This is a genomic window from Pseudomonas resinovorans NBRC 106553, from assembly GCF_000412695.1.
GTDB lineage: Bacteria > Pseudomonadota > Gammaproteobacteria > Pseudomonadales > Pseudomonadaceae > Metapseudomonas > Metapseudomonas resinovorans_A.
This window is the reverse complement of record NC_021499.1, coordinates 6,081,392-6,102,579: the sequence shown is the minus strand read 5'-3', so window position 1 is coordinate 6,102,579 and position 21,188 is coordinate 6,081,392. Positions and strand designations below refer to the sequence as shown.

21 protein-coding genes are annotated in these 21,188 nt (G+C 67.2%); 15 read left to right on the top strand and 6 right to left on the bottom strand.

Features of this window, described 5'->3' with window-relative positions; genetic code table 11:
• Window positions 1-12: 12 nt before the first annotated feature.
• Window positions 13-1,407 carry an argininosuccinate lyase gene (argH, locus tag PCA10_RS27325; protein ID WP_016495335.1) on the bottom strand — a complete coding sequence of 465 codons (1,395 nt, stop codon included), beginning with the start codon at window positions 1,405-1,407 and terminating at the stop codon, window positions 13-15.
• A gap of 218 nt (window positions 1,408-1,625) precedes the next feature.
• On the opposite strand from argH, the gene PCA10_RS27320 reads away from it, so the two are divergent.
• The 9 genes from PCA10_RS27320 to PCA10_RS27280 all read left to right on the top strand — a co-directional run bounded on the left by PCA10_RS27320 (window position 1,626) and on the right by PCA10_RS27280 (window position 10,622).
• A complete protein-coding gene (locus tag PCA10_RS27320; protein WP_016495334.1) occupies window positions 1,626-2,708 on the top strand; it encodes a sensor histidine kinase in 1,083 nt (360 codons plus the stop codon).
• Window positions 2,705-3,451, top strand: a complete 747-nt coding sequence (locus tag PCA10_RS27315) for a LytR/AlgR family response regulator transcription factor (protein ID WP_016495333.1) — start codon at window positions 2,705-2,707, stop codon at window positions 3,449-3,451. Before PCA10_RS27320 ends, PCA10_RS27315 begins: the two co-directional genes overlap by 4 nt.
• Before the next feature lie 124 nt (window positions 3,452-3,575).
• Window positions 3,576-4,517, top strand: a complete 942-nt coding sequence (hemC, locus tag PCA10_RS27310; protein WP_162472281.1) for a hydroxymethylbilane synthase — start codon at window positions 3,576-3,578, stop codon at window positions 4,515-4,517.
• The gene (locus PCA10_RS27305; protein WP_016495331.1) at window positions 4,514-5,284 is read left to right on the top strand and encodes a uroporphyrinogen-III synthase; all 771 of its coding nucleotides are present in this window, start codon (window positions 4,514-4,516) and stop codon (window positions 5,282-5,284) included. Before hemC ends, PCA10_RS27305 begins: the two co-directional genes overlap by 4 nt.
• Before the next feature lie 16 nt (window positions 5,285-5,300).
• Window positions 5,301-6,446 (top strand): uroporphyrinogen-III C-methyltransferase, encoded by a 1,146-nt coding sequence (locus tag PCA10_RS27300; protein ID WP_016495330.1) that lies wholly within the window; start codon window positions 5,301-5,303, stop codon window positions 6,444-6,446.
• Window positions 6,443-7,693, top strand: a complete 1,251-nt coding sequence (locus PCA10_RS27295; RefSeq protein WP_016495329.1) for a heme biosynthesis HemY N-terminal domain-containing protein — start codon at window positions 6,443-6,445, stop codon at window positions 7,691-7,693. The genes PCA10_RS27300 and PCA10_RS27295 overlap by 4 nt, the downstream gene beginning before the upstream one ends.
• A gap of 280 nt (window positions 7,694-7,973) precedes the next feature.
• Window positions 7,974-8,465 carry a disulfide bond formation protein B gene (locus tag PCA10_RS27290; protein WP_016495328.1) on the top strand — a complete coding sequence of 164 codons (492 nt, stop codon included), beginning with the start codon at window positions 7,974-7,976 and terminating at the stop codon, window positions 8,463-8,465.
• Between the two features lie 334 nt (window positions 8,466-8,799).
• A complete protein-coding gene (locus PCA10_RS27285) occupies window positions 8,800-9,270 on the top strand; it encodes an Rsd/AlgQ family anti-sigma factor (RefSeq protein WP_016495327.1) in 471 nt (156 codons plus the stop codon).
• Between the two features lie 254 nt (window positions 9,271-9,524).
• On the top strand, window positions 9,525-10,622 hold the full coding sequence (locus tag PCA10_RS27280) for an AlgP family protein (protein WP_016495326.1): 1,098 nt from the start codon (window positions 9,525-9,527) through the stop codon (window positions 10,620-10,622).
• Here PCA10_RS27280 and PCA10_RS27275 read toward each other — a convergent pair.
• A complete protein-coding gene (locus PCA10_RS27275) occupies window positions 10,619-11,083 on the bottom strand; it encodes a TIGR02444 family protein (protein ID WP_016495325.1) in 465 nt (154 codons plus the stop codon). The genes PCA10_RS27280 and PCA10_RS27275 overlap by 4 nt on opposite strands.
• Before the next feature lie 50 nt (window positions 11,084-11,133).
• Between PCA10_RS27275 and PCA10_RS27270 the strand changes: the two genes are divergently transcribed.
• The 5 genes from PCA10_RS27270 (at window position 11,134) to PCA10_RS27250 (ending at window position 16,889) form a co-directional block, all read left to right on the top strand.
• Window positions 11,134-13,044: an ATP-binding cassette domain-containing protein gene (locus PCA10_RS27270; RefSeq protein ID WP_016495324.1), complete on the top strand. Its 1,911-nt coding sequence runs from the start codon at window positions 11,134-11,136 to the stop codon at window positions 13,042-13,044.
• Window positions 13,044-13,583, top strand: coding sequence for a mechanosensitive ion channel family protein (locus PCA10_RS27265; RefSeq protein ID WP_016495323.1), 540 nt, complete (start codon window positions 13,044-13,046; stop codon window positions 13,581-13,583). Before PCA10_RS27270 ends, PCA10_RS27265 begins: the two co-directional genes overlap by 1 nt.
• A 72-nt stretch (window positions 13,584-13,655) precedes the next feature.
• Window positions 13,656-14,288, top strand: coding sequence for a homoserine/homoserine lactone efflux protein (rhtB, locus tag PCA10_RS27260; RefSeq protein WP_016495322.1), 633 nt, complete (start codon window positions 13,656-13,658; stop codon window positions 14,286-14,288).
• Window positions 14,289-14,490: 202 nt separating this feature from the next.
• The gene (locus PCA10_RS27255; RefSeq protein ID WP_016495321.1) at window positions 14,491-16,380 is read left to right on the top strand and encodes an FTR1 family protein; all 1,890 of its coding nucleotides are present in this window, start codon (window positions 14,491-14,493) and stop codon (window positions 16,378-16,380) included.
• A 56-nt stretch (window positions 16,381-16,436) separates the two neighbouring features.
• Window positions 16,437-16,889, top strand: coding sequence for a YaiI/YqxD family protein (locus PCA10_RS27250; protein WP_016495320.1), 453 nt, complete (start codon window positions 16,437-16,439; stop codon window positions 16,887-16,889).
• A gap of 6 nt (window positions 16,890-16,895) precedes the next feature.
• Here PCA10_RS27250 and PCA10_RS27245 read toward each other — a convergent pair whose 3' ends face one another.
• The 3 genes from PCA10_RS27245 to PCA10_RS27235 form a co-directional block, all read right to left on the bottom strand.
• Entirely contained in the window at window positions 16,896-17,366 is a 471-nt protein-coding gene (locus tag PCA10_RS27245) for a thioesterase family protein (protein WP_016495319.1), read from the bottom strand.
• A gap of 133 nt (window positions 17,367-17,499) precedes the next feature.
• On the bottom strand, window positions 17,500-18,156 hold the full coding sequence (elbB, locus tag PCA10_RS27240; protein WP_016495318.1) for an isoprenoid biosynthesis glyoxalase ElbB: 657 nt from the start codon (window positions 18,154-18,156) through the stop codon (window positions 17,500-17,502).
• 13 nt (window positions 18,157-18,169) lie between these two features.
• The gene (locus PCA10_RS27235) at window positions 18,170-19,000 is read right to left on the bottom strand and encodes a dienelactone hydrolase family protein (RefSeq protein ID WP_016495317.1); all 831 of its coding nucleotides are present in this window, start codon (window positions 18,998-19,000) and stop codon (window positions 18,170-18,172) included.
• Between the two features lie 163 nt (window positions 19,001-19,163).
• Here PCA10_RS27235 and PCA10_RS27230 point away from each other — a divergent pair, with 163 nt between their 5' ends.
• On the top strand, window positions 19,164-20,399 hold the full coding sequence (locus tag PCA10_RS27230; RefSeq protein WP_016495316.1) for a sterol desaturase family protein: 1,236 nt from the start codon (window positions 19,164-19,166) through the stop codon (window positions 20,397-20,399).
• Between the two features lie 150 nt (window positions 20,400-20,549).
• Here PCA10_RS27230 and PCA10_RS27225 read toward each other — a convergent pair whose 3' ends face one another.
• A complete protein-coding gene (locus PCA10_RS27225) occupies window positions 20,550-21,110 on the bottom strand; it encodes a DedA family protein (RefSeq protein WP_016495315.1) in 561 nt (186 codons plus the stop codon).
• Window positions 21,111-21,188 lie beyond the last annotated feature (78 nt).

Here is a 21,188-nt window from a genome sequence, read left to right as displayed (position 1 = left end):
CGTGGGTCTTTCTCAGCGGCTGGCGAGCAGATCCTTGCCGCGCTGCACGGCGGCGCGGACCTGGTTCGGTGCGGTGCCGCCGATGTGGTCACGGGCGTTGACCGAGCCTTCCAGGGTCAGCACGGCGAAGACGTCGTCGCCGATCTGGTCGCTGAACTGGCGCAGTTCGTCCAGGCTCATCTCGGCCAGGTCCTTGCTGGTGTCCACGCCGTACTTCACCGCGTGGCCGACGATCTCGTGGCAGTCGCGGAAGGGCAGGCCCTTGCGCACCAGGTAGTCGGCGAGGTCGGTGGCGGTGGAGAAGCCACGGCGGGCCGCCTCGCGCATGATCTCGCGCTTGGGCTTGATGGCCGGGACCATGTCGGCGAAGGCGCGCAGGGAGTCGCGCAGGGTGTCGGCGGCGTCGAACAGCGGTTCCTTGTCTTCCTGGTTGTCCTTGTTGTAGGCCAGCGGCTGGCCCTTCATCAGGGTCAGCAGGCCGGTGAGGGCGCCGAACACCCGGCCGGACTTGCCGCGCACCAGCTCGGGCACGTCGGGGTTCTTCTTCTGCGGCATGATCGAGGAGCCGGTGCAGAAGCGGTCGGGCAGGTCGATGAACTGGAACTGGGCGCTGGTCCAGAGCACCAGCTCTTCGGAGAAGCGCGACAGGTGCATCATCGCCAGGGACGCGGCGGCGCAGAATTCGATGGCGAAGTCACGGTCGGACACGCCGTCCAGGGAGTTGCCGCCGACGGCGTCGAAGCCCAGCAGCTGGCAGGTGACTTCGCGCTGGATCGGGTAGGTGGTGCCGGCCAGGGCGGCCGAGCCCAGCGGCATGCGGTTGACCCGCTTGCGGCAGTCCACCAGGCGCTCGTGGTCGCGGCTGAGCATCTCGAACCAGGCCAGCAGGTGATGGCCGAAGGTCACCGGCTGCGCGGTCTGCAGATGGGTGAAGCCGGGCATGATGGTGTCGGCTTCCGCCTCGGCCAGGCCAAGCAGGCCCTGCTGCAGGCGGGTGATTTCGCCGAGGATGGTGTCGATCTCGTCGCGCAGCCACAGGCGGATGTCGGTGGCCACCTGGTCGTTGCGCGAGCGGCCGGTGTGCAGCTTCTTGCCGGTGACTCCGATGCGGTCGGTCAGGCGCGCCTCGATGTTCATGTGCACGTCTTCCAGGTCCACGCGCCAGTCGAAGCTGCCCGCCTCGATCTCGCCCTGGATCTGCTTCAGGCCGTCGATGATGGTGTCGCGCTCGGCCGTGCTGAGTACGCCGACCTGTGCCAGCATGGTGGCATGGGCTATGGAGCCCATGATGTCGTGGCGATACAGGCGCTTGTCGAAGTCGACGGAAGCGGTGAAGCGGGCGACGAAAGCGTCGACGGGCTCGCTGAAGCGGCCACCCCAGGACTGGTTGGTCTTGTCAGTGCTCATGGGTTCACTCGGTGAGGAAGGTGAAAGAAAGCCGATGGGCCGGAAAATACCGTCGATAATAACAGTGTTGCCGGAAAAACCGGCGCGGCCTGTCCGGTCGGGGGTTGGGCAGTTTGCCGCGCCCTTCACGGAAGTTTCGCGGGTTTGATGGTTCAGTACAGGCTTTTGCCCGGCGATCCTGGCTAGTCGCCAGCTGGGCTTTTGGGGATATGTCCGGGATGCCGAAGCGCCTGAAAAAGAAAGCGCGTTCCAGAGCCGCAAGCGACGATTTCTTCCTGCCGGAGCTTTGCCTGCCCGAGGCGCTGCTCGGGCTGGTGCTGCTGGCCGAGTTGCTGGTGCTGGTACTGGTGCTGGCCGAACCCATGCTGCCCAGTTTCAACTGGGTGCGCCTGGCCCTGACCTCCCTGTTCGTGCAATGGATCGTGCTGCTGTCGGCCGCGTTGCTCTGCCAGCTGCGGCCCTTGCTGGCGCGCTTGCGCGCGGCGCTGGCCGGCGGCATCTGCTGCGCCCTGGTGGTGGGCCTGACGCTGGCCGGCACGGCGGTGGCCGACCACTTCGACCTCGGCGGGCCGCTGCCACGGGACGGCGAGGTCAACCTCTACCTGCGCCACGGGCTGATCAGCCTGATCATGTCGGCGCTGCTGTTGCGCTACTTCTACCTGCAAAGCCAGTGGCGCAAGCAGCAGCAGGCCGAGCTCAGGGCACGCATCGAGTCCCTGCAGGCGCGCATCCGCCCGCACTTCCTGTTCAACAGCCTGAACAGCATCGCCAGCCTGGTAGTGATCGATCCGGACAAGGCCGAGCAGGCCGTGCTCGATCTTTCCGACATCTTTCGCGCCAGCCTGGCCAAGCCCGGCACCCTGGTGGACTGGGGCGAGGAAGTGGAACTGGCGAAACGATATCTGTCGATCGAGCAATATCGGCTCGGAGAACGGCTACAGTTGGATTGGCAGGTGGATGAAGTACCGGATGATCTGCCCATCCCCCAGTTGACGCTGCAGCCTTTGCTGGAGAACGCCCTGATCCATGGCATCCAGCCGCGCATCGAAGGGGGGCTGGTACGCATCGAAGCGGATTACCGCGACGGCATGTTCCGCCTCTGCGTAAGCAACCCTTACGAAGAGGTCCAGGGGCAGTCACCGTCGCGGGGAACCCAGCAGGCTCTACGCAATATCGACGCCCGCCTGACGGCACTTTTCGGGCCGCGGGCAAGTCTCAGCGTGGAGCGCCGTGACGGCCGCCACTTCACCTGTCTACGCTATCCTTGTGCGAGACTCACGCAGGAAGCCCGTGCGATATGAATGTCCTGATCGTCGACGATGAACCCCTTGCCCGCGAGCGCCTCAGCCGCCTGGTCGGCGACCTCGAGGGATACCGAGTACTGGAGCCTGCCGCCAGCAATGGCGAGGAGGCGCTCACCCTGATCGACAGCCTGAAACCGGATGTGGTCCTGCTGGACATTCGCATGCCAGGTCTGGACGGGCTGCAAGTGGCCGCCAGGCTATGCGAGAAAGAGGCGCCGCCGGCGGTGATCTTCTGCACGGCCCATGACGAGTTCGCCCTGGAGGCCTTCCAGGTCAGTGCCGTGGGCTACCTGGTCAAACCGGTGCGTTCGGAGTCCCTGGCCGAGGCACTGAAGAAGGCCGAGCGACCCAACCGTGTGCAACTCGCTGCGCTGACCCGTCCTGCCGCGGTCAGCGGGAGCGGTCCCCGAAGCCACATCAGCGCCCGCACCCGGAAAGGGATCGAGCTGATCCCCCTGGACCAGGTGATCTTCTTCATCGCCGACCACAAGTACGTGACCTTGCGCCACGAACACGGCGAGGTCCTGCTGGACGAACCCTTGAAGGCGCTGGAGGACGAGTTCGGTGACCGCTTCGTGCGCATCCACCGCAATGCCCTGGTGGCCCGCGAGCGGATCGAGCGCCTGCAGCGCACCCCGCTCGGGCACTTCCAGCTCTACCTCAAGGGCATGAACGGAGAGGCGCTGACCGTCAGCCGCCGGCACGTCGCTGGCGTGCGCAAGCTGATGAACAACCTGTAGCCACGGAACCTCGGGCCCTGCCCGCTGCGTTTCCCGGACAGCCCGTGTCGCTGCGCGACAAGCGCCCGCGCCCTTGCAGTGCGCGGGCCTGTTATTATTCCGGGCATTAACGTTTCCGGAAGTGATCATGTCCCGCGAGATCCGCATTGCCACCCGCAAGAGTGCCCTGGCCCTGTGGCAGGCCGAATTCGTCAAAGCCCGGCTCGAGGAGGCCCACCCCGGCCTCAAGGTCAGCCTGGTGCCGATGGTCAGCAAAGGTGACAAGCTGCTCGACGCGCCCCTGGCGAAGATCGGCGGCAAGGGCCTGTTCGTGAAGGAGCTGGAAACCGCCCTGCTGGAAAACGAGGCCGACATCGCCGTGCACTCCATGAAGGACGTGCCCATGGACTTCCCCGAGGGCCTCGGCCTGTACTGCATCTGCGAGCGCGAAGACCCGCGCGATGCCTTCGTCTCCAATCGCTTCGACAGCCTCGACGCGCTGCCCGCCGGCAGCGTGGTCGGCACCTCCAGCCTGCGTCGCCAGGCCCAGTTGCTGGCGCGCCGGCCGGATCTCAAGATCCAGTTCCTGCGCGGCAACGTGAACACCCGACTGGCCAAGCTGGACGCCGGTGAATACGACGCCATCATCCTCGCCGCCGCCGGCCTGATCCGCCTCGGTTTCGAAGATCGCATCCGCTCCTCCATCAGCGTCGAGGACAGCCTGCCGGCCGGTGGCCAGGGTGCCGTGGGCATCGAGTGCCGCAGCGCCGACAGCGAGATCCATGCGCTGCTGGCGCCGTTGCACCACCGGGATACCGCCGTACGCGTCACCGCCGAGCGTGCCCTGAACAAGCACCTGAACGGTGGCTGCCAGGTACCCATCGCCTGCTACGCGGTGCTCGAAGGCGAGCAGCTCTGGCTGCGCGGCCTGGTTGGTCAGCCCGACGGCGGCCAGCTGCTGCGCGCCGAAGCCCGCGCCGCGGTGGCCGATGCCGAGGCCCTGGGTGTCAAGGTGGCCGACGAACTGCTGGAGCTGGGCGCCGGCGACATCCTCAAGGTGGTCTACGGCGAGGCCGGTCACCCGTGACGAACTGGCGGTTGCTGCTGACGCGGCCCCTGGATGAGTGCCAGGCCGTGGCTGCGGCCCTGGCCGAGCAACAGGTGTTCAGCAGCAGCCTGCCGCTGCTGGCCATCGAACCCTTGGAAGAAACCCCCGAGCAGCGCGGCCTGATCGCGGAGCTCGACCGCTACTGCGCCATCGTGGTGGTGAGCAAGCCGGCCGCGCGCCTGGGCCTGCAACTGCTCGACCGCTACTGGCCGCAACCGCCGGCGGCGCAGCATTGGTTCAGTGTCGGCGCCGCCACCGGAAGCCTGCTCGAAGACCGTGGTTTGCCGACTTCCTGGCCGGAGGTCGGCGACGACAGCGAGGCCCTGCTGGCCCTGCCGCGGCTGGCCGAGGCCCTGGCCACGGCAGAGCCCAGGGTACTGATCATGCGTGGCGAAGGTGGTCGGGATTTCCTCGCCGAGCGCTTGCGCGCTCAAGGCGTGACGGTCGACTATCTGGAACTCTATCGGCGCTGCCTGCCGGACTATCCGGCGGGAACCCTGGTGCAGCGGGTCGCCTCGGAACGCCTGAATGGCCTGGTGGTCAGCAGTGGCCAGGGCCTGGAAAACCTCCAGCGCCTGGCCGGCGATGCCTGGCCCGAACTGGCCCGTCTTACCCTGTTCGTACCCAGCCCGCGGGTGGCCGAGCAGGCCGCCGAGGCGGGCGCGAGCAATGTTGTGGATTGCCGTGGCGCCAGTACCACGGCCTTGTTGGCGGCGCTCGAGCAGCACCCGGCGCCGGCCCCCTGATTCGAAGGATGGATACGTGAGCGAAGCAGAAGCCCCCAAGCAAGAGCAACACACCGACTCCGCCGAACCCGTCGCCCCTGCAAGCGCCAGTACCGGGTCCGCACCGCGAGGCAACGGCCTGGCCCTGCTCGCCCTGCTGCTCGGCGCCGCCGGGGTCGCCGTGGGGGGCTGGGGCCTCTGGCAGGTGCGCAGCCTGGAAGCCCGTGACCAGCAACAGCTCAGCATGGTCGAGGATGCCCGTGGCCAGACCCGCGCCCTGGCCCAGCGCGAGCAACAACTGACCCAGCGCCTGGAGGCGTTGCCCAGCGCCGCCGAGCTGGATGAGCGCCGCCGCCTGCTGATGGACCTGCAGGGCGATCAGCAGCAGATGCGCCAACGCCTGGAAACCATCCTCGGCGCCAGCCGCAAGGACTGGCGCCTGGCGGAGGCCGAGCACCTGCTGCGCCTGGCCAGCCTGCGCCTGTCGGCGCTGCAGGATATCCACAGCGCCACGGCGCTGGTGCAGGCCGCCGACGAGATTCTCCGCGAGCAGGATGACCCCGCCGCGTACGCCGCCCGTGAACAGCTGGCGAAAGGCCTGGTGGCCCTGCGCAGCACCGAGCAACCGGATCGCACCGGGCTGTTCCTGCAACTCGGCGCCTTGCGCGAGCAGGCGGCCCAGCTCAATCCACTGGTGCCGGCCTTCGAGGACAAGGGCGGTGTGCTGATGGACATGGCCGCCGAAGGCGACGGCCGCAGCCGCTGGTCCGAGTGGCTGGAAGAACTCTCGCACTACTTCCGCATCCAGCTGGATGCCAGCCAGGACATCAAGCCGCTGCTGTCCGGACAGAGCCTGTCCCAGGTGCGGCTCGCCCTGTCGCTGGCGCTGGAGCAGGCGCAGTGGGGCGCGTTGCATGGCCAGACCCAGGTCTACCAGCAGTCCCTGCGCCAGGCCCGTGAAGTCATCCAGGGGCACTTCAACGAGGAGAACCCCGATAGCCGCGCCCTGCTGGCGCGCCTGGACGAACTGGCCGGCCAGCGCGTCGAGGTCCAGACCCCCGACCTCGCACCGGCACTGGCTGCGTTGCAGGCCTACCTGCAGCGCAATCCGAACGCGGGTGGCGGCGACACCGCCAATGAGGCGCCGGAGGCTTCCGAGCCGGCCAAGGAGGCCGGTCAATGAAGCGCTTCCTCAAGGTCCTGCTGATCCTGCTGGTGATCGGCGCGATCGCCACCCTCGTCGGTATGCAGGTGGCCCAGCACAAGGGCTACGTGCTGGTGGCCTACAAGGGCTTCCGCTACGAATCCACCCTCTGGGCCACCCTGGCGTTGCTGGTGGTGCTCTGGCTGTTGTTCATCGTCCTGCGCTACGTGCTGCGTCTGGTGGTGGCATCCGGTGGCGTGGTCAATCCGTGGTCTCGACGCAACGCCCGACGCCGTGCGCGGCTGGCCTCCGAGCAGGGCCTGCTGGACCTTGCCGAAGGCCGCTGGGCCCGTGCCCTGCGCCATCTGAAACGGGCCGCCGAAGGCGATCCGCAGCCGCTGATCTACTACCTGGGCGCTGCCCGCGCCGCGCAGAAGATCGGCCAGACCGAAGAGGCCGAGCAATTGCTGGAACGTGCCCTGGAGCGCCAGCCCCAGGCCGAACTGGCCATCGCCCTGGCCCATGCCGAGCTGCAACTGGATCGTGGTGATTCGGCGGCGGCGCTGGAAACCCTCAACGCCGTGCACCAGCGCCATCCGCGCCATCACCAGGTGCTGCGCCAGTTGCTGCACCTGCACGAAGTGCGGGGCGACTGGGCAGCGCTGGTGGGCTTGCTGCCGGACCTGCGCAAGCACAAGGCATTACCGGAAGCTCGCTTGGCCGAGCTGGAGCTGCGTGCCTGGAGCGCCCGCCTGCACCAGGCGGGAGAGGAGGGCTTGGACCAGGGCGAAACCGCTCTGCAGCCGCTGACCCGTGCCTGGCAGCAGCTCTCCAGTGCCCAGCGCAATGAGCCCGCGCTGGTGCTGGCATTCGCCGAGCAACTACGCCGGCTGGGGGCCGAAGAGGAGGCCGAGGAGGCCGTGCGCGGCGCGATCAAGCGCAGCTACGACGATGACCTTGTGCGCCTCTACGGCCTGCTCCGTGGCCGTGATCCGGCCCGCCAGCTGCAGACCGCAGAAGGCTGGTTGAAGGAGCATCCGAGCGATGCCTCGCTGCTGCTCACCCTGGGCCGTCTGTGCCTGCGCAATCGGCTCTGGGGCAAGGCGCGGGAGTATTTCGAGACCAGCCTGAGCTTCCGTCGCGATTCGGAAACCTGCGCCGAGCTGGCGCGCCTGCTGGCGCAGCTGGGTGAAGTGGAGCGCAGCAACCAGTTGTTCCAGGAAGGCCTGGGCCTGCTCGATCAGCGCCTGCCGGCCTTGCCCCTGCCAGCTGAGAAGATCGCCTGAAAGCGCGCGGCCCGGTGAGGTCCGGGTCGCTGCGACGCCATGTCGCGCTGGTGTAGGAATCGCCTGAACGGTACCGGGCAAAGAGCTGGATTTTTGTGTGATGTAGTGGTGCATCACTGCCGGCCAACGGGCCCGGGCGGGCGGCCAGGCTGGTGTAATCAGCCGACACGTGGCCCTGAAATCCGGATGGGCAACCTGCCCTTGCCTGGTAGGTCGCCTTGAAAGGCCAACGCGCTTTCCACTACCGTAGCGCCCTTTCCGATAACCCAACGGAGCCGCCATGTCCCTGGCAAGCCCGCGTTCGCTTTTCCTGCTCGCCTTCCTCGGTTGCGTCGCCATCATGGGTGGTGCGCTTTACCTCGAGCATGCTCTGGGTCTCGAACCCTGCCCGCTGTGCATCGTCCAGCGCGTGTTCATCATCGCCTTCGGCATCGTCTGCCTGATCGCTGCACTGCATGGCCCCGAGCGCACCGGGCGCCGCGTGTACGCCTTCTTCGCGCTGCTGTTCGCCGCTGGTGGCGCGGGCTTCGCCGGCCGCCAGATCTGGCTGCAGAGCGTTCCGGCCGACCAGTTGCCGGCGTGCCTGCCCAGCTTCGATTTCATGATGGAAGCCTGGCCCTGGATGCAGATCCTCAAGACCATGCTGCATGGCACCGCCGACTGCGCCGCGGTGACCTGGACCCTGTTCGGCATGAGCATCCCGGAGTGGAGCCTGCTGGCCTTCGCCGGCTGCATCCTGTTCTCGCTCTACCAGCTGCTGCGCCGCACCTGATCCCCCTTGGGCGCATGGCACGCCATGCGCCCTCGCTCCAACATCTCCCGTCCTATCTCCCGCCTTTGCGCGACCATTCCCACTGCGCCAATTCGTCGCGCAGACCCAGAACGCCGGCCTGATGGGCCGCGGCCTGTCGATTAAACGCTCGTATGAATTTTTTCCCGCCAGCGCCTTGATGGCACTGCCTGGCGGGCATAATCTGGCCCGCACGCGCCGCCGGAATATTGCCGTTTTGGCGGCGCCTTCCCAGAATCTTGCACCGGTCGACAAAAAACCGTCTCGGAGCAGACGTATAACGGCATTACCGAATTAGGGAAGTGAGGTCGTCACCATGCTCGAAAGTTGCCAGAACGCTCAGGAACGTTGGGGTGGCGTGCACCAGTTGATCGACCGCTGGTTGCAGGAACGCCAGGAGCTGGTCCGCGTCTATGGCTCGCTGAGCGACAAGCCCCAGGCCCCCAGCGCCAATGCGGAAGCACTGCAAAGGTTTTGTGAGGTCCTGCTGGATTACGTTTCCGCAGGGCATTTCGAGGTCTACGAGCAACTGCTCAACGAGGCGAAAGCGTTTGGTGACCAACGCGGCCTCGACCTCGCCAAGCAAATCTATCCACGTATCGAAGCCATCACCGAAGTCGCCCTGGCGTTCAACGACCGCTGCGACAACGGCGACTGCCGTGACATCTGCCTGACCACCGAGCTCAAGCAACTCGGGCAGCTGCTTCACGAACGCTTCGAGCTGGAAGACTGCCTGATCGAAGTGCTGCACAACGCCCACCAGGGACAGGCTCCGCAACCGGCCTGATCCTGTCCTCCCGTGCTGGAGCCATGGGTCTCACTGTCCCGCTGAGACCCTGATTCCAGAGCCTTCCTGGCGTTGCCAAGCCGTCGACACGAGTGGGGTTGCAGGACCTCGCGACAGCAGGTCCGGATTCCATTGGCGCAAGCATCCGTCGACGATCAGTCGCAAGGCCCGGGCGGGCGGAATTGCACGGCCTCTGGCGACTCGCGAAACAGGCGACTAGTATGGGCCAAATAACGCCCGCCAGGAGGCATACCATGTCGGCCAAGAAGAAGCCCGTAAGCACCCCGCTTCACCTGTTGCAACAGCTTTCCCACAGCCTGCTCGAGCACCTCGAAAACGCCTGCGCCCAAGCTTCGGTCGACGCTGAAAAGCTGCTGACCAAACTGGAAAAGCAGCGCGGTAAAGCCCAGGAAAAACTGCATGCCGCGCACACCAAGTTGCAGGATGCGGCGAAGGCCGGCAAAGCCAAGGCGCAAGCCAAGGCCAAGGCCAGCATCGGCGAGCTCGAGGGCCTGCTGGAAACCCTGAAGAATCGCCAGGCCGAAACCCGCAGCTACATCGCCCAGCTCAAGCGTGATTCCCAGGAGAGCCTGAAGCTCGCCCAGGGGGTCGGCAAGGTGCGTGAAGCGGCAAACAAGGCCCTGGCCTCCCGCGCAGCCAAACCCGCTGCCGCGAAGGTCGCCGCGAAGCCGGCTGCCAAGCCTGCAGCGAAGCCCGCCGCCAAGCCGGTGGCAAAAGCCGCTGCTGCCAAGCCCGCTGCTAAACCTGCTGCCAAGGTTGCCGCGAAGCCTGCCGCAAGAGCTGCTGCCAAGCCTGTCGCCAAGGCCGCTGCCGCTAAACCCGCAGCCAAGCCTGCTGCCAAACCGGCCGTGAAAACCGCCGCTGCGAAACCGGCCGCCAAACCTGCCGCTCGTGCAGCTGCCAAACCCGCAGCCAAGCCCGCCGCGAAGCCGGCTGCCAAAGCGCCCGCCAAACCCGCTGCTGCTGCTGCGAAACCCGCTGCCGCTGCCAAGCCGGCCGCCGCCAAGGCCGTTGCCGCGAAACCGGCAGCCAAGCCCGCCGCCAAGCCTGCTGCTAAACCCGCCGCGAAGCCCGCTGCCGCCGCCAAGCCTGCAGCAGCCAAGCCCGCCGCAAAACCGGCCGCCAAGCCCGCTGCGGCTAAGCCTGCTGCCAAGCCTGCTGCGAAACCGGCCGCTGCGGCGAAACCCGCTCCCGCCGCCAAGCCTGCCGCTCCGGCCGCTGCCGCCAAGCCTGCTCCCGTCGCGCCTGCCGTCCCGGCCGCCGCGACCCCGGTTGCCAGCGTGGCGCCGACCAGCAGCAATGGTGCTTCGCCGACTTCGCCGTCGAACTAAAGCGCCAGGGCCGCGTCGCGCACCAGATCCAGCGCGTCGCGGCCTGTTTCTTCCAGCCCAGGGCAGCAGCCCTGCAGCCAGGCCTCGACCTGCGCTCCAGCTCCCCCCGGCCAGCCGTCGGCAGCGCCTTCAAGCCGCGCAAGCAGCTTGCGCTCGGCTTCCAGTTCCAGTGCCTTGATCTGCTCCCGCAACCCGGCCAGTGCCTGGTCGCCCTGCGCCTGCACGCGCCAGTTCTGGCGTAGCGCACGCAGCGGGCCGACCACCTGTTCCTGCCAGGGATCGCAGACGGCGCGTAGGCTGTCCAGGCGCGTGGAATCGAAGGCCACGCCACGCCGCCCCAGCCAGCAACCGGTTAGCAGCAGGCAGACATCCGCCCCCTGATCCTGCAGGCGCAGGCAGGCCGGCTCAACGCCGGGAAGGCCGTAGAGGTGCACAGCGAAGGTCCACAGGTCTGAAGGCATGGTGCTCCTCGGGCGACGGGACGGCGAAGCTGATAAACTCCGCCGCCATCATGATTCGACTGCAAAATCTCACTCTACAGCGTGGTCCGCAGCGCCTGCTAGAAGGCGCTGAACTGACCCTGCACGCCGGCCAGAAGGTCGGTCTCATCGGCGCCAACGGCGCCGGCAAATCCAGCCTGTTCGCCCTCCTGCGGGGCGAGCTGGGGCCGGACGCCGGCGACTGCCTGCTGCCCGCCAACTGGCGTATCGCCCACATGCGTCAGGAGGTGGACAACCTCGAGCGCCTGGCCGTGGACTACGTGCTCGACGGCGACCAGCACCTGCGCCAGGTACAGCGCGATCTGGCCGCCGCCGAGGCGGGCCACGACGGCACGGCCATCGCCCGCCTGCACATCGAGCTGGACAGCGCCGATGGCTATACGGCCGATGCCCGTGCGCGCAAGCTGCTGGCCGGCCTCGGGTTCACCTCGGAGCAGATGGACCGCCGCGTCGGCGACTTCTCCGGTGGCTGGCGGATGCGCCTCAACCTCGCCCAGGCATTGATGTGCCCGTCGGAGCTGTTGCTGCTCGACGAGCCCACCAACCACCTCGACCTCGACGCCATCCTCTGGCTCGAAGACTGGCTCAAGGGTTATCCGGGCACCCTGTTGCTGATCTCCCACGACCGCGACTTCCTCGATTCGGTGGTGGACAACATTGCGCACCTCGAACAGCAGAAGCTGACGCTCTACCGCGGAGGCTATTCGGCCTTCGAGCGCACCCGTGCCGAGCGCCTGGCGCAGCAGCAGCAGGCTTTCGAGAAACAGCAGGCGCAGCGTGCGCACATGGAAAAGTACATCGCTCGCTTCAAGGCGCAGGCGACCAAGGCACGCCAGGCCCAGAGCCGCATCAAGGCGCTCGAGCGCCTCGAGGAATTGGCTCCGGCCCATGTGGATTCTCCATTCGACTTCAGCTTCCGCGAGTCCGACAAGGTTTCCAGCCCGCTGCTGGACCTGTCCGAAGGCCGCCTCGGCTATGGCGACAAGGCCGTGCTGCAGCAGGTCAAGTTGCAGTTGGTCCCGGGCGCCCGGATCGGCCTGCTTGGCCCCAACGGCGCCGGCAAGTCGACCCTGATCAAGACCCTTTCCGGCGATCTCGATCCCCTCGGCGGGCGCCTTGCGCGCGGTGAGAACCTGGCCATCGGCTACTTCGCCCAGCACCAGCTGGACGCCCTGGACGCCAAGGCCAGCCCGCTGCTGCACCTGCAGCGCATCGCGCCCGGCGAGCGCGAGCAGACCCTGCGCGACTTCCTCGGCGGCTTCGACTTCCGTGGCGATCGCTGCGACGAGGCGGCGACCAATTTCTCCGGTGGCGAGAAGGCTCGCCTGGCCCTGGCGCTGATTGCCTGGCAGAAGCCCAACCTGCTGCTGCTGGACGAACCGACCAACCACCTCGACCTGGAAATGCGCCTGGCGCTGACCATGGCCCTGCAGGACTTCGCCGGTGCCGTGCTGGTGGTGTCCCACGATCGTCACCTGCTGAAAAGCACCACCGACGAATTCCTCCTGGTGGCCGACGGCCGCGTGCAGGACTTCGACGGCGACCTCGACGACTACGCCCGCTGGCTGGTGGACTTCCGCGCGCGGCAGGCCCCGGTGGCCAGCGCAGCGGTCAATCCCGACAAGACCGACAAGCGTGCCCAGCGCCAGGCCGCCGCCGCGCTGCGCCAGCAACTCGCCCCGCACAAGAAGGAAGCCGACAAGCTGGAGAAGGACCTCGGCAAGGTCCACGAACAGCTGGCCGCCATCGAGGAGCGCCTGGGCGACTCCGCCCTCTACGAGGCGGCGCGCAAGGACGAGCTGCGCGACCTGCTGGCCGAGCAGGCGCGCCTGAAAGGCCGTGAGGCGGAGCTGGAAGAAGCCTGGCTGGTGGCCCTGGAAACCCTGGAGGAGCTGCAACGGCAACTGGAGGCCGCGGACTGATGGAAAGCCTGGAGCTGTTGACCGCCTGGAGCGGACCGCTGATCCGCGCAGGCCAGCTGTTGCTCATCGTGGTGCTCGCCTGGGTCGTCCAGCGCATCGTCACCCGTGGCATCACGCGTCTCGGCAGGCACTATCCACAGCTGCCCCCGGAGCTGCTGCTGCCCCTGCGCGGCCTGCTGCGCTGGATGATCCTCGGCAGTGCCCTCATGTTGGTGCTGGAGCGCTTCGGCGTCTCGGCCGAAGTGCTCTGGGCCGCGTTGACCGGCTTCGCCGCCGTGGCGGCGGTGGCCTTCTTCGCCATCTGGAGCGTGCTCTCCAACATGTTCTGCGCGGTGCTGATCCTCTCCCTCGGGTCCTTCCGCATCGGCGACCTGGTCGAGGTGGTGGAAAGCGCCGACAAGCCGGGTGTGAAAGGCCGGGTCATCGCCATCAACCTGTTCTACACCACCCTCGAAGACACCGTCGAAGGCAACCATGGCGCGCTGGTGCAGGTGCCCAACAGCCTGTTCTTCCAGAAGCCCGTGCGCCGCTGGCGCTGACCGTACTTTGCAGCGCGTGGACTAAGGCGTAGGCTCTGCGGCCCGCCCCTTTTCGTTTCCGAGGTATCTGCCATGGCGCTCCAGACCTGGCTCGCTTTCCTGGTTGCCTGCTGGGTGATCAGTCTCTCGCCGGGTGCCGGTGCCATCGCCTCCATGTCTTCCGGCCTGCAGTACGGTTTCCTGCGTGGCTACTGGAATGCCCTCGGCCTGCAGATCGGCCTGGCCCTGCAGATCGCCATCGTCGCGGCCGGCGTCGGCGCCATCCTGGCCACCTCCGCCGTTGCCTTCAGCCTGATCAAGTGGTTCGGCGTGGTCTACCTGGTCTACCTCGCGGTCAAGCAATGGCGGGCGTTGCCCAGCGACATGGCCAGCGATTCCGCCGTGCGCCCCATCGGCCGGCCGCTGACCCTGGTGCTGCGCGGCTTCCTGGTGAACTTCAGCAACCCCAAGGCGATCGTCTTCATGCTCGCCGTGCTGCCGCAGTTCATCGATCCCCATGCGCCCCTGGTGGAGCAATACCTGGTGATGGGCGTGACCATGATCACCGTCGACCTCATCGTCATGGCGGGCTACACCGGCCTGGCCGCCCGAGTCCTGCGCCTGCTGCGCACCCCGCGTCAGCAGCGGGTGATGAACCGCAGCTTCGCCGCCCTGTTCGTCGGTGCCGCCGCGCTTCTGGCCACGGTGCGTCGCGCGCCGGTGTGATCGTCGGCGGGGTTCTTCCCGTCGGAAATCCGCTTCGCGCGGTCCTTCACAGGTAATTTACGTTTCGGCTGCAGCCCAGTTCCCACGGGGCTTGCAGCCAAGGTGTGAGGCAAGCTGCCGCACGCCGGGGAGTCATCTGGGGTTGAGCTGAATCGTTAGTAAGGTAACAATTCGTTTCCCCATTCTCATTTGAGATTGACTCATGTTCCCCATTCCCAGATTGCTCAGCTGGCTTTTCATGCCGCTGATCGCGCTCTGCAGTTTCAATCTGCTGGCCGACCCGGCCGAAGGCGCCGCCCAGGCGCTGCACCTGCTCAGTTACATCGGCGCGGATTACCCGGCCACCGTGGTCGACGGCAAGGTCGTCGACACCAGCGAGTACCGTGAACAGATCGAATTCCTCGGCGCGCTGCAGGGCCTGATCGTCGCCCTGCCTGCTCGCGACGGCCAGAAAGACCTGGAGGCCGGCGTCGCCAGCCTGCACCAGGCGGTCGAAGCCAAGCAGGACGGTGCCAGCGTGGCCCGCCAGGCGCGCCAGCTGGCCACCCGGCTGGCGGCGACCTACGAGGTCAGCCAGGCCCCCCTCATCACCCCTGATCCCGCCCGTGGCGCACCGCTCTATGCCCAGCATTGCAGCGTCTGCCACGGCGACGCCGGCGCCGGCGACGGCCCTGCCGGCATGGGCCTGGAGCCGCCACCGGCCAACCTGCGCGACCAGGCGCGGATGGACCGCATGAGCCTCTACGACCTCTACAACACTCTTGGCCTGGGCGTCGAAGGCACCGATATGCCGGCCTTCGCCGACCAGCTGGATGATCGCCAGCGCTGGGACCTGGCCAGCTACATCGCCGGCTTCAGCGCCGACCCCGCGGTGAAGGGCGAGCCCATCTCGCTCGGCGAGCTGGCCGGCCGCACCCCGGAAGAGGTCGGTGCCAGCCAGGGCGCCGCCACCCAGGCGCTGTTCCGCGCCCAGCGCGCCCAGCCGCCGATCCAGCAGCGCGGGCCGAAGGAGCTGATCGGGCATACCCGCGCCACCCTGGAGCAGAGCCTCAAGGCCTACCGTGATGGCGACGCGGACCAGGCCTACGACCTCTCCGTGGCCGCCTACCTCGAAGGCTTCGAGCTGGTCGAAAGCTCCCTCGACAACCTCGACGCCGCGCAGCGCAAGACCACCGAGCGCTCGCTGATGGCCTATCGGCAGGCCCTGCAGGACCGCCAGCCGGTGGCCAAGGCGGCGCAGCTGCTGGAGCAGGCCAAGGTCGAGCTGGACAAGTCGGCCGACCTGCTGGGCAGCGATGGACTGAGCGGCTCGCTGAGCTTCATCTCCAGCCTGCTGATCCTGCTGCGCGAAGGCCTGGAAGCGATCCTGGTGCTGGCGGCGATCCTCGCCTTCCTGCGCAAGACCGGCCAGGAGCATGCTGTACGCGGCGTCCACGTCGGCTGGGGCCTGGCGATAGTCGCCGGTTTCGCCACCTGGGCGGTGGCTGCCTACCTGATCGATGTCGGTGGCGCCCAGCGCGAGCTGATGGAAGGCTTCACCGCGCTGTTCGCCTGCGTGATGGTGCTCTGGCTCGGCGTGTGGATGCACGACCGCCGCCACGCCGCCGCCTGGCAGAGCTACATCAAGGATCACCTGATCAGCAGCAGCGGCCGCTTCGGCTTCGCCACCCTGGCGTTCTTCTCGGTGTACCGCGAGCTGTTCGAAGTCATCCTGTTCTACGAGACCCTCTGGCTGCAGGCAGGCCCCGCCGGCCACAGCATGGTCATCGCCGGCGCGGTGACGGCACTGGTGCTGCTGGTGGGCCTGGCCTGGGTCATCCTGCGCGGCTCGGCGAGGCTGCCCCTGGGCACCTTCTTCACTGCCAACGCCATCCTGCTCTGCGCCCTGTCGGTGGTGTTCGCCGGCCATGGCGTGGCCGCGCTGCAGGAAGCCGGCGTGATCGGCACCCGCCCGGTACCCTTCGTCGAGTTCGATTGGCTGGGCATCCACCCCGATGCCTACACGCTGTCGGCCCAGGCCCTGGCACTGCTGGCTATCGCCTTGCTCTACGGCCGCAGTTGGCTGCGCGAACGCAGTTCGGCGCAGGCCTGAAAACGGGGCGAGGGGTGTAGACTCCTCGCCCTTTTTCTTATCAGGAGGCCAGCGCCATGCGTGTCTGGATCGATGCCGACGCCTGCCCCCGGGCGGCCAAGGACCAGGTGATCAAGTTCGCCTTGAAGCGCAAGTTCGAGGTGGTGCTGGTGGCCGGGCAAAGCCAGGTCAAGCCGGCCTTCGCCTGCGTGCGCCTGGTGGTGGTCCCCAGCGGCCCGGACGCGGCCGACGACTACCTGGTGGAGCACGCCGTGCCCGGCGAACTGGTGATCTGCAGCGACGTGCCCCTGGCCGACCGCCTGGTGAAGAAGGGGGTCGCGGCCCTCGACCCACGGGGCAACGAGTTCGACGAGCGCAACATGGGCGAGCGCCTGGCGGTGCGCAACCTGTTCACCGACCTGCGTGAGCAGGGCCAGGTGGGCGGCGGCCAGGCGGCCTATGGCGAGCGCGAGCGGCAGGCCTTCGCCAATGCCCTGGACCGCTTGCTCACCCGCTTGAGTCGGGGCTGAGGCGGCTCAGCCGCAGAGGTAGGTGCCGGTACCGACGGCCACCAGGGTGCCGTCGTCGGCGTGGAGTTCCGAGCGCACCACGGCCACCTTGTTGCCCGAGCGCAACAGGACGGCGGTGGCGGTGAAGTGCTGGCCACGACCGGGGCGCAGGTAGTCGATGCGCAGGTCGATGGTGCCGAGCTTGGACAGCCGCGTCATGCGTTCGCTTGTGGATAAGTGTTGGTGGCGCTCGAAGGCGCCGATCAGCGCCATCGCGCCGCCCACCACGTCCAGCAGGCTGGAAATCACCCCGCCGTGAAGGATGCCGTGGACGAAGTTGCCCACCAGTTCGTCCTTCATGGGCAGGTGCATCACCACCTGCTCCGTGCTCATCTCACCGAGCTGGATGCCGAGCACGCGGTTGAAGGGAATGCGTTCGAAGAAGCTGGCGACGGCCTGCTGCAGTTCGGGGGTGAGGACGAAATCGGTCTGGCTCATGGCGCCTCCTGGGAGCATCGATGCAGTGACGCTGCCGGAGAAATGGCCCGAGTGCCAGGGGGACGGCGGGAGAGTCGGGTGGATTGTCCTGATCGACACGCAGCGGGCGGCTGGCGCCGCCCGCCCAGGGGCATCAGTGGGTCAGTTCCAGTACCCGGTCCACCAGCTTGTAGATGCCGCCGGCGGCTTCGCTGATCGATTGCGCCAGCATGTAGGCCGGGGTGGTCACCAGCTTGCGCTTCTCGTCTTCGACTATTTCACCCACCACGCACTCCACATGGGCGGCACCCATTTCTGCCAGGGCGGCGGCGGTGCCGGCATCGTTGCCGATGGTGCAGGTCACGCCTTCGCCATAGATCTTGGCGGCCAGGGCCGGGGCGATGCAGATCAGGCCAACCGGCTTGCCGGCTGCGGCGAAGGCGCGGGCGGCGGCCAGCACGTCGGGCTGCACGGTGCAGTTGGCACCGCTGATGGCGAAGTCGGAGAGGTTCTTCGCCGCGCCGAAACCGCCGGGGACGATCAGCGCGTCGAAATCGGCGGCGGCCAGTTCACGCACGTCGAGGATCTCGCCACGGGCGATGCGCGCCGATTCCACCAGCACGTTGCGGCTTTCCGGCATCTCTTCGCCGGTGGTGTGGTTGATCACGTGGTGCTGCGCGATGTTCGGCGCGAAGCACTGGACCTTGGCACCGCGCTGGTCCAGGCGCAGCAGGGTGATCACACTCTCGTGGATCTCCGCGCCGTCATATACGCCACAGCCGGACAGGATCACGGCAACTTTCTTGGTCATGGACATCTCCAGTTCATTGGGCCGGCCCGAGGTTTTCGTGCAGGAATGCCAGGGCGCGCCGTTGGGCATCCTCGGCCGGCCCGGGTTGGTAGGTATTCAGGTCACTTCGCTGGTCGAAGACATGGTCGGCGTCGCCGTACTGCACCAGCTCCAGGCGGGCGCCGTCGAGGCTGTCGAGGGCCGCGAGGCATTGTTCGTGGTCGGTGATGTGGTCCTTGCCGCCGAGGAACATCAGCACCGGTGCGATGTGGCCGCGTCCCTCGCGCAGGTGGGCGGGGAAGCCGCAGTAGGGGTAGTAGGCGATCACGCCGCGCACGCCGGTCAGCGCATCCTTGCCGGTGGCGGGGAAGCCGTGGCCGGCACTGCCGTCGTAGGACAGCGCGTCGAGAATGGTCCAGCCGCCGTGGGAGTAGCCCAGCAGGGCCAGGCGGGTGGCGTCGATGGCGGGGTTTTCGCGGGCCACGGCCAGGGCGGCGTAGACGTCGATGGCGCGCTCGTTGCCCCACAGGCGCTTGCCGTCGCATACCGGGCGCCAGTCCTTGATGCCGCGCGCGGCGTGGCTGTCGACGAACATCACGGCGTAGCCGGCCTGCAACAGCCAGGATTTGACGTTGCGCACGAACAGTGGGCTCTGGCCGCTGCAGCCGTGGAACACCAGCACGGTGGGGAAGGGGCCGCTATCTTGTGGGGTGAAGAAGCTGAGGTGGGGAGCCAGGCGCTGCTCCGCCACCGTCAGGTCGGCGGTTTGCGGCAGCAGGGCGGCGCGATAGGGGTAGAGCCCGAGCAGGGCCGCGCAGGTCAGCAGGAGCAGGGCGATCAGTACGGGTTTCAGGAGTTTTCGCATGCTGTCGTCATATGCCGCTTGGGTTGGCACGCCATGCCGAGGGGTTGGGCCGGCTGCGGGAGTAGCATCCTATCGAGCAATCCTAGCAGGCCGGATAAACGGGCTGCGAGCGGCGCGCCGCCACCGGCGAGTCATCGGACAAGCATAACGACAAGGCTGCCCCATGAATTACGTACTCTACGCAGTGCCTTTCTTCTTCCTGCTGATCGGCCTCGAGCTGATCGCCGATCGCTGGCGTGGCAGGAGCAGCTACCGCACCGCCGATGCGCTGAACAGCCTGAGCGCCGGCGTGCTGTCGACCACCAGCGGCCTGTTGACCAAGGTGGTCGGGCTGCTCACCTATACCTTCGCCTGGCAGCAGCTGGCGCTCTTCGAGCTGTCGGCGCAGAGCCTCTGGGTCTGGCTGGGCGCCTTCGTCTTCTACGACTTCTGCTACTACTGGAACCATCGCCTGGGCCATGAGCGCAACGTGCTCTGGGCGGCCCACTCGGTGCACCACCAGAGCGAGGAGTACAACCTCTCCACCGCCCTGCGCCAGACCAGCACCGGCTTCATCTTCGGCTGGATCTTCTACCTGCCCATGGCGATCGCCGGCGTGCCGCCCCTGGTGTTCCTCAGCGTCGGCGCGCTGAACCTGCTCTACCAGTTCTGGGTGCACACCCGTCACGTGCCCAAGCTCGGCTGGTTCGAGTGGGTCTTCATCACCCCGTCGAACCACCGCGTCCACCACGCACAGAACCCGGTGTACATGGATCGCAACTACGGCGGCGTCTTCATCCTCTGGGACCGGCTGTTCGGCACCTTCCAGGAAGAGCTGGACGAGGAGCCGGTGATCTTCGGCGTGACCACCCCGCTGGCCAGCTGGAACCCGATCTGGGCCAACCTGCAGTTCTACGTGCAGCTCTGGCGCGACGCGGCGCGTGCCGCCTCCTGGTGGGACAAGCTGCGTATCTGGTTCATGCCCACCGGCTGGCGTCCGGCGGATGTGGCCGCGCGTTATCCACAGGCCAAGCCGGACCTGTCGCGCTTCTGCAAGTTCGAGGTGCCCCTGGGCCTGGGACAGAAGTGGTATGCCGGGGTGCAGTTCGCCGGCTACGTGGTGGCGGGTACCTGGTTGCTGGGCACCGGCGATACGGCGTCCCTGGGGGGCTTGCTGCTGGCCTGGGGCTGGATGGCCTTCGGGCTCTTCGCGATCGGCGCCTGGCTGGAAAACCGCCCTTGGGCGCGTGCCGTGGAGCTGTTGCGGCTGGCGCTGAACTGGCCGGTGTTCTGGGCGGGCGCCGCGCTGGGGATGCTGCCCATGAATGCGCTGGGCTGGGGGCTGCTGGCACTCTACAGCCTGGTCAGCCTGGCCGCGCTGTTCGGCCTGCCGCGCCGCGAGGCGGCGCTGGCGGTCTGATTCATTTGAACGTGGGAAACCACGTCCTTAGCTTCCACAAACAGCATGGGTATCGCAGGCTCAACCCATCCTACGTTGCTACGTCGCGGTGGTCAGTTTCGTCGCGAGGAAGAGCTCAGGGACAAGTCCACGTTCTACGAACGTGGATGTTTACTCGCCCTTGCCGTTGTTGCGCAGGCGGCGCCTCAGCCAGAGGATGCAGCCGATGATCATCAGGCCACCCAGGACCATCAGTTCGTAGCGCTTGAGGTTGCCCAGGATGCCTTCGAGCACGGCGCCGAAGTGATAGGCGGCGAAGCCCAGGGCCAGGGCCCAGATCAGCGCGCCGATGCCGTTGAGGATCAGGTAGCGCAGCGGCGGGTAGCCGGACAGGCCGATGGCCACCGGCATCACGGTGCGCAGGCCGTAGACGAAGCGGAAGCTCAGGACCCACAGGTCGGGATGGCGGCGGATATGGTCCAGGGCGCGGTCGCCCATGGCCTGCCAGCGCGGCTTGCGGGCGAGGATCTGGCGACCCTTGTGGCGGCCCATGTAGTACCAGAGCTGGTCGCCGGCGTAGCTGCCGAAGAAGGCGGTGGCCACCACGGCATTGATGTCCATGTAGCCGCGGAACGCGAAAAAGCCGGCCAGGACCAGGATCGTCTCGCCCTCGAAGAAGGTGCCGAGGAAGAGGGCGAAGTAGCCGTAGTCCTGGAGTAATTGTTGCAGCATGGTCGAGGTGCGCAGCGAAATGAGCGCGCAGCCTAACCGGGATGGCGCCCCGGGAAAAGCTCCGATCCGCGCCGATTG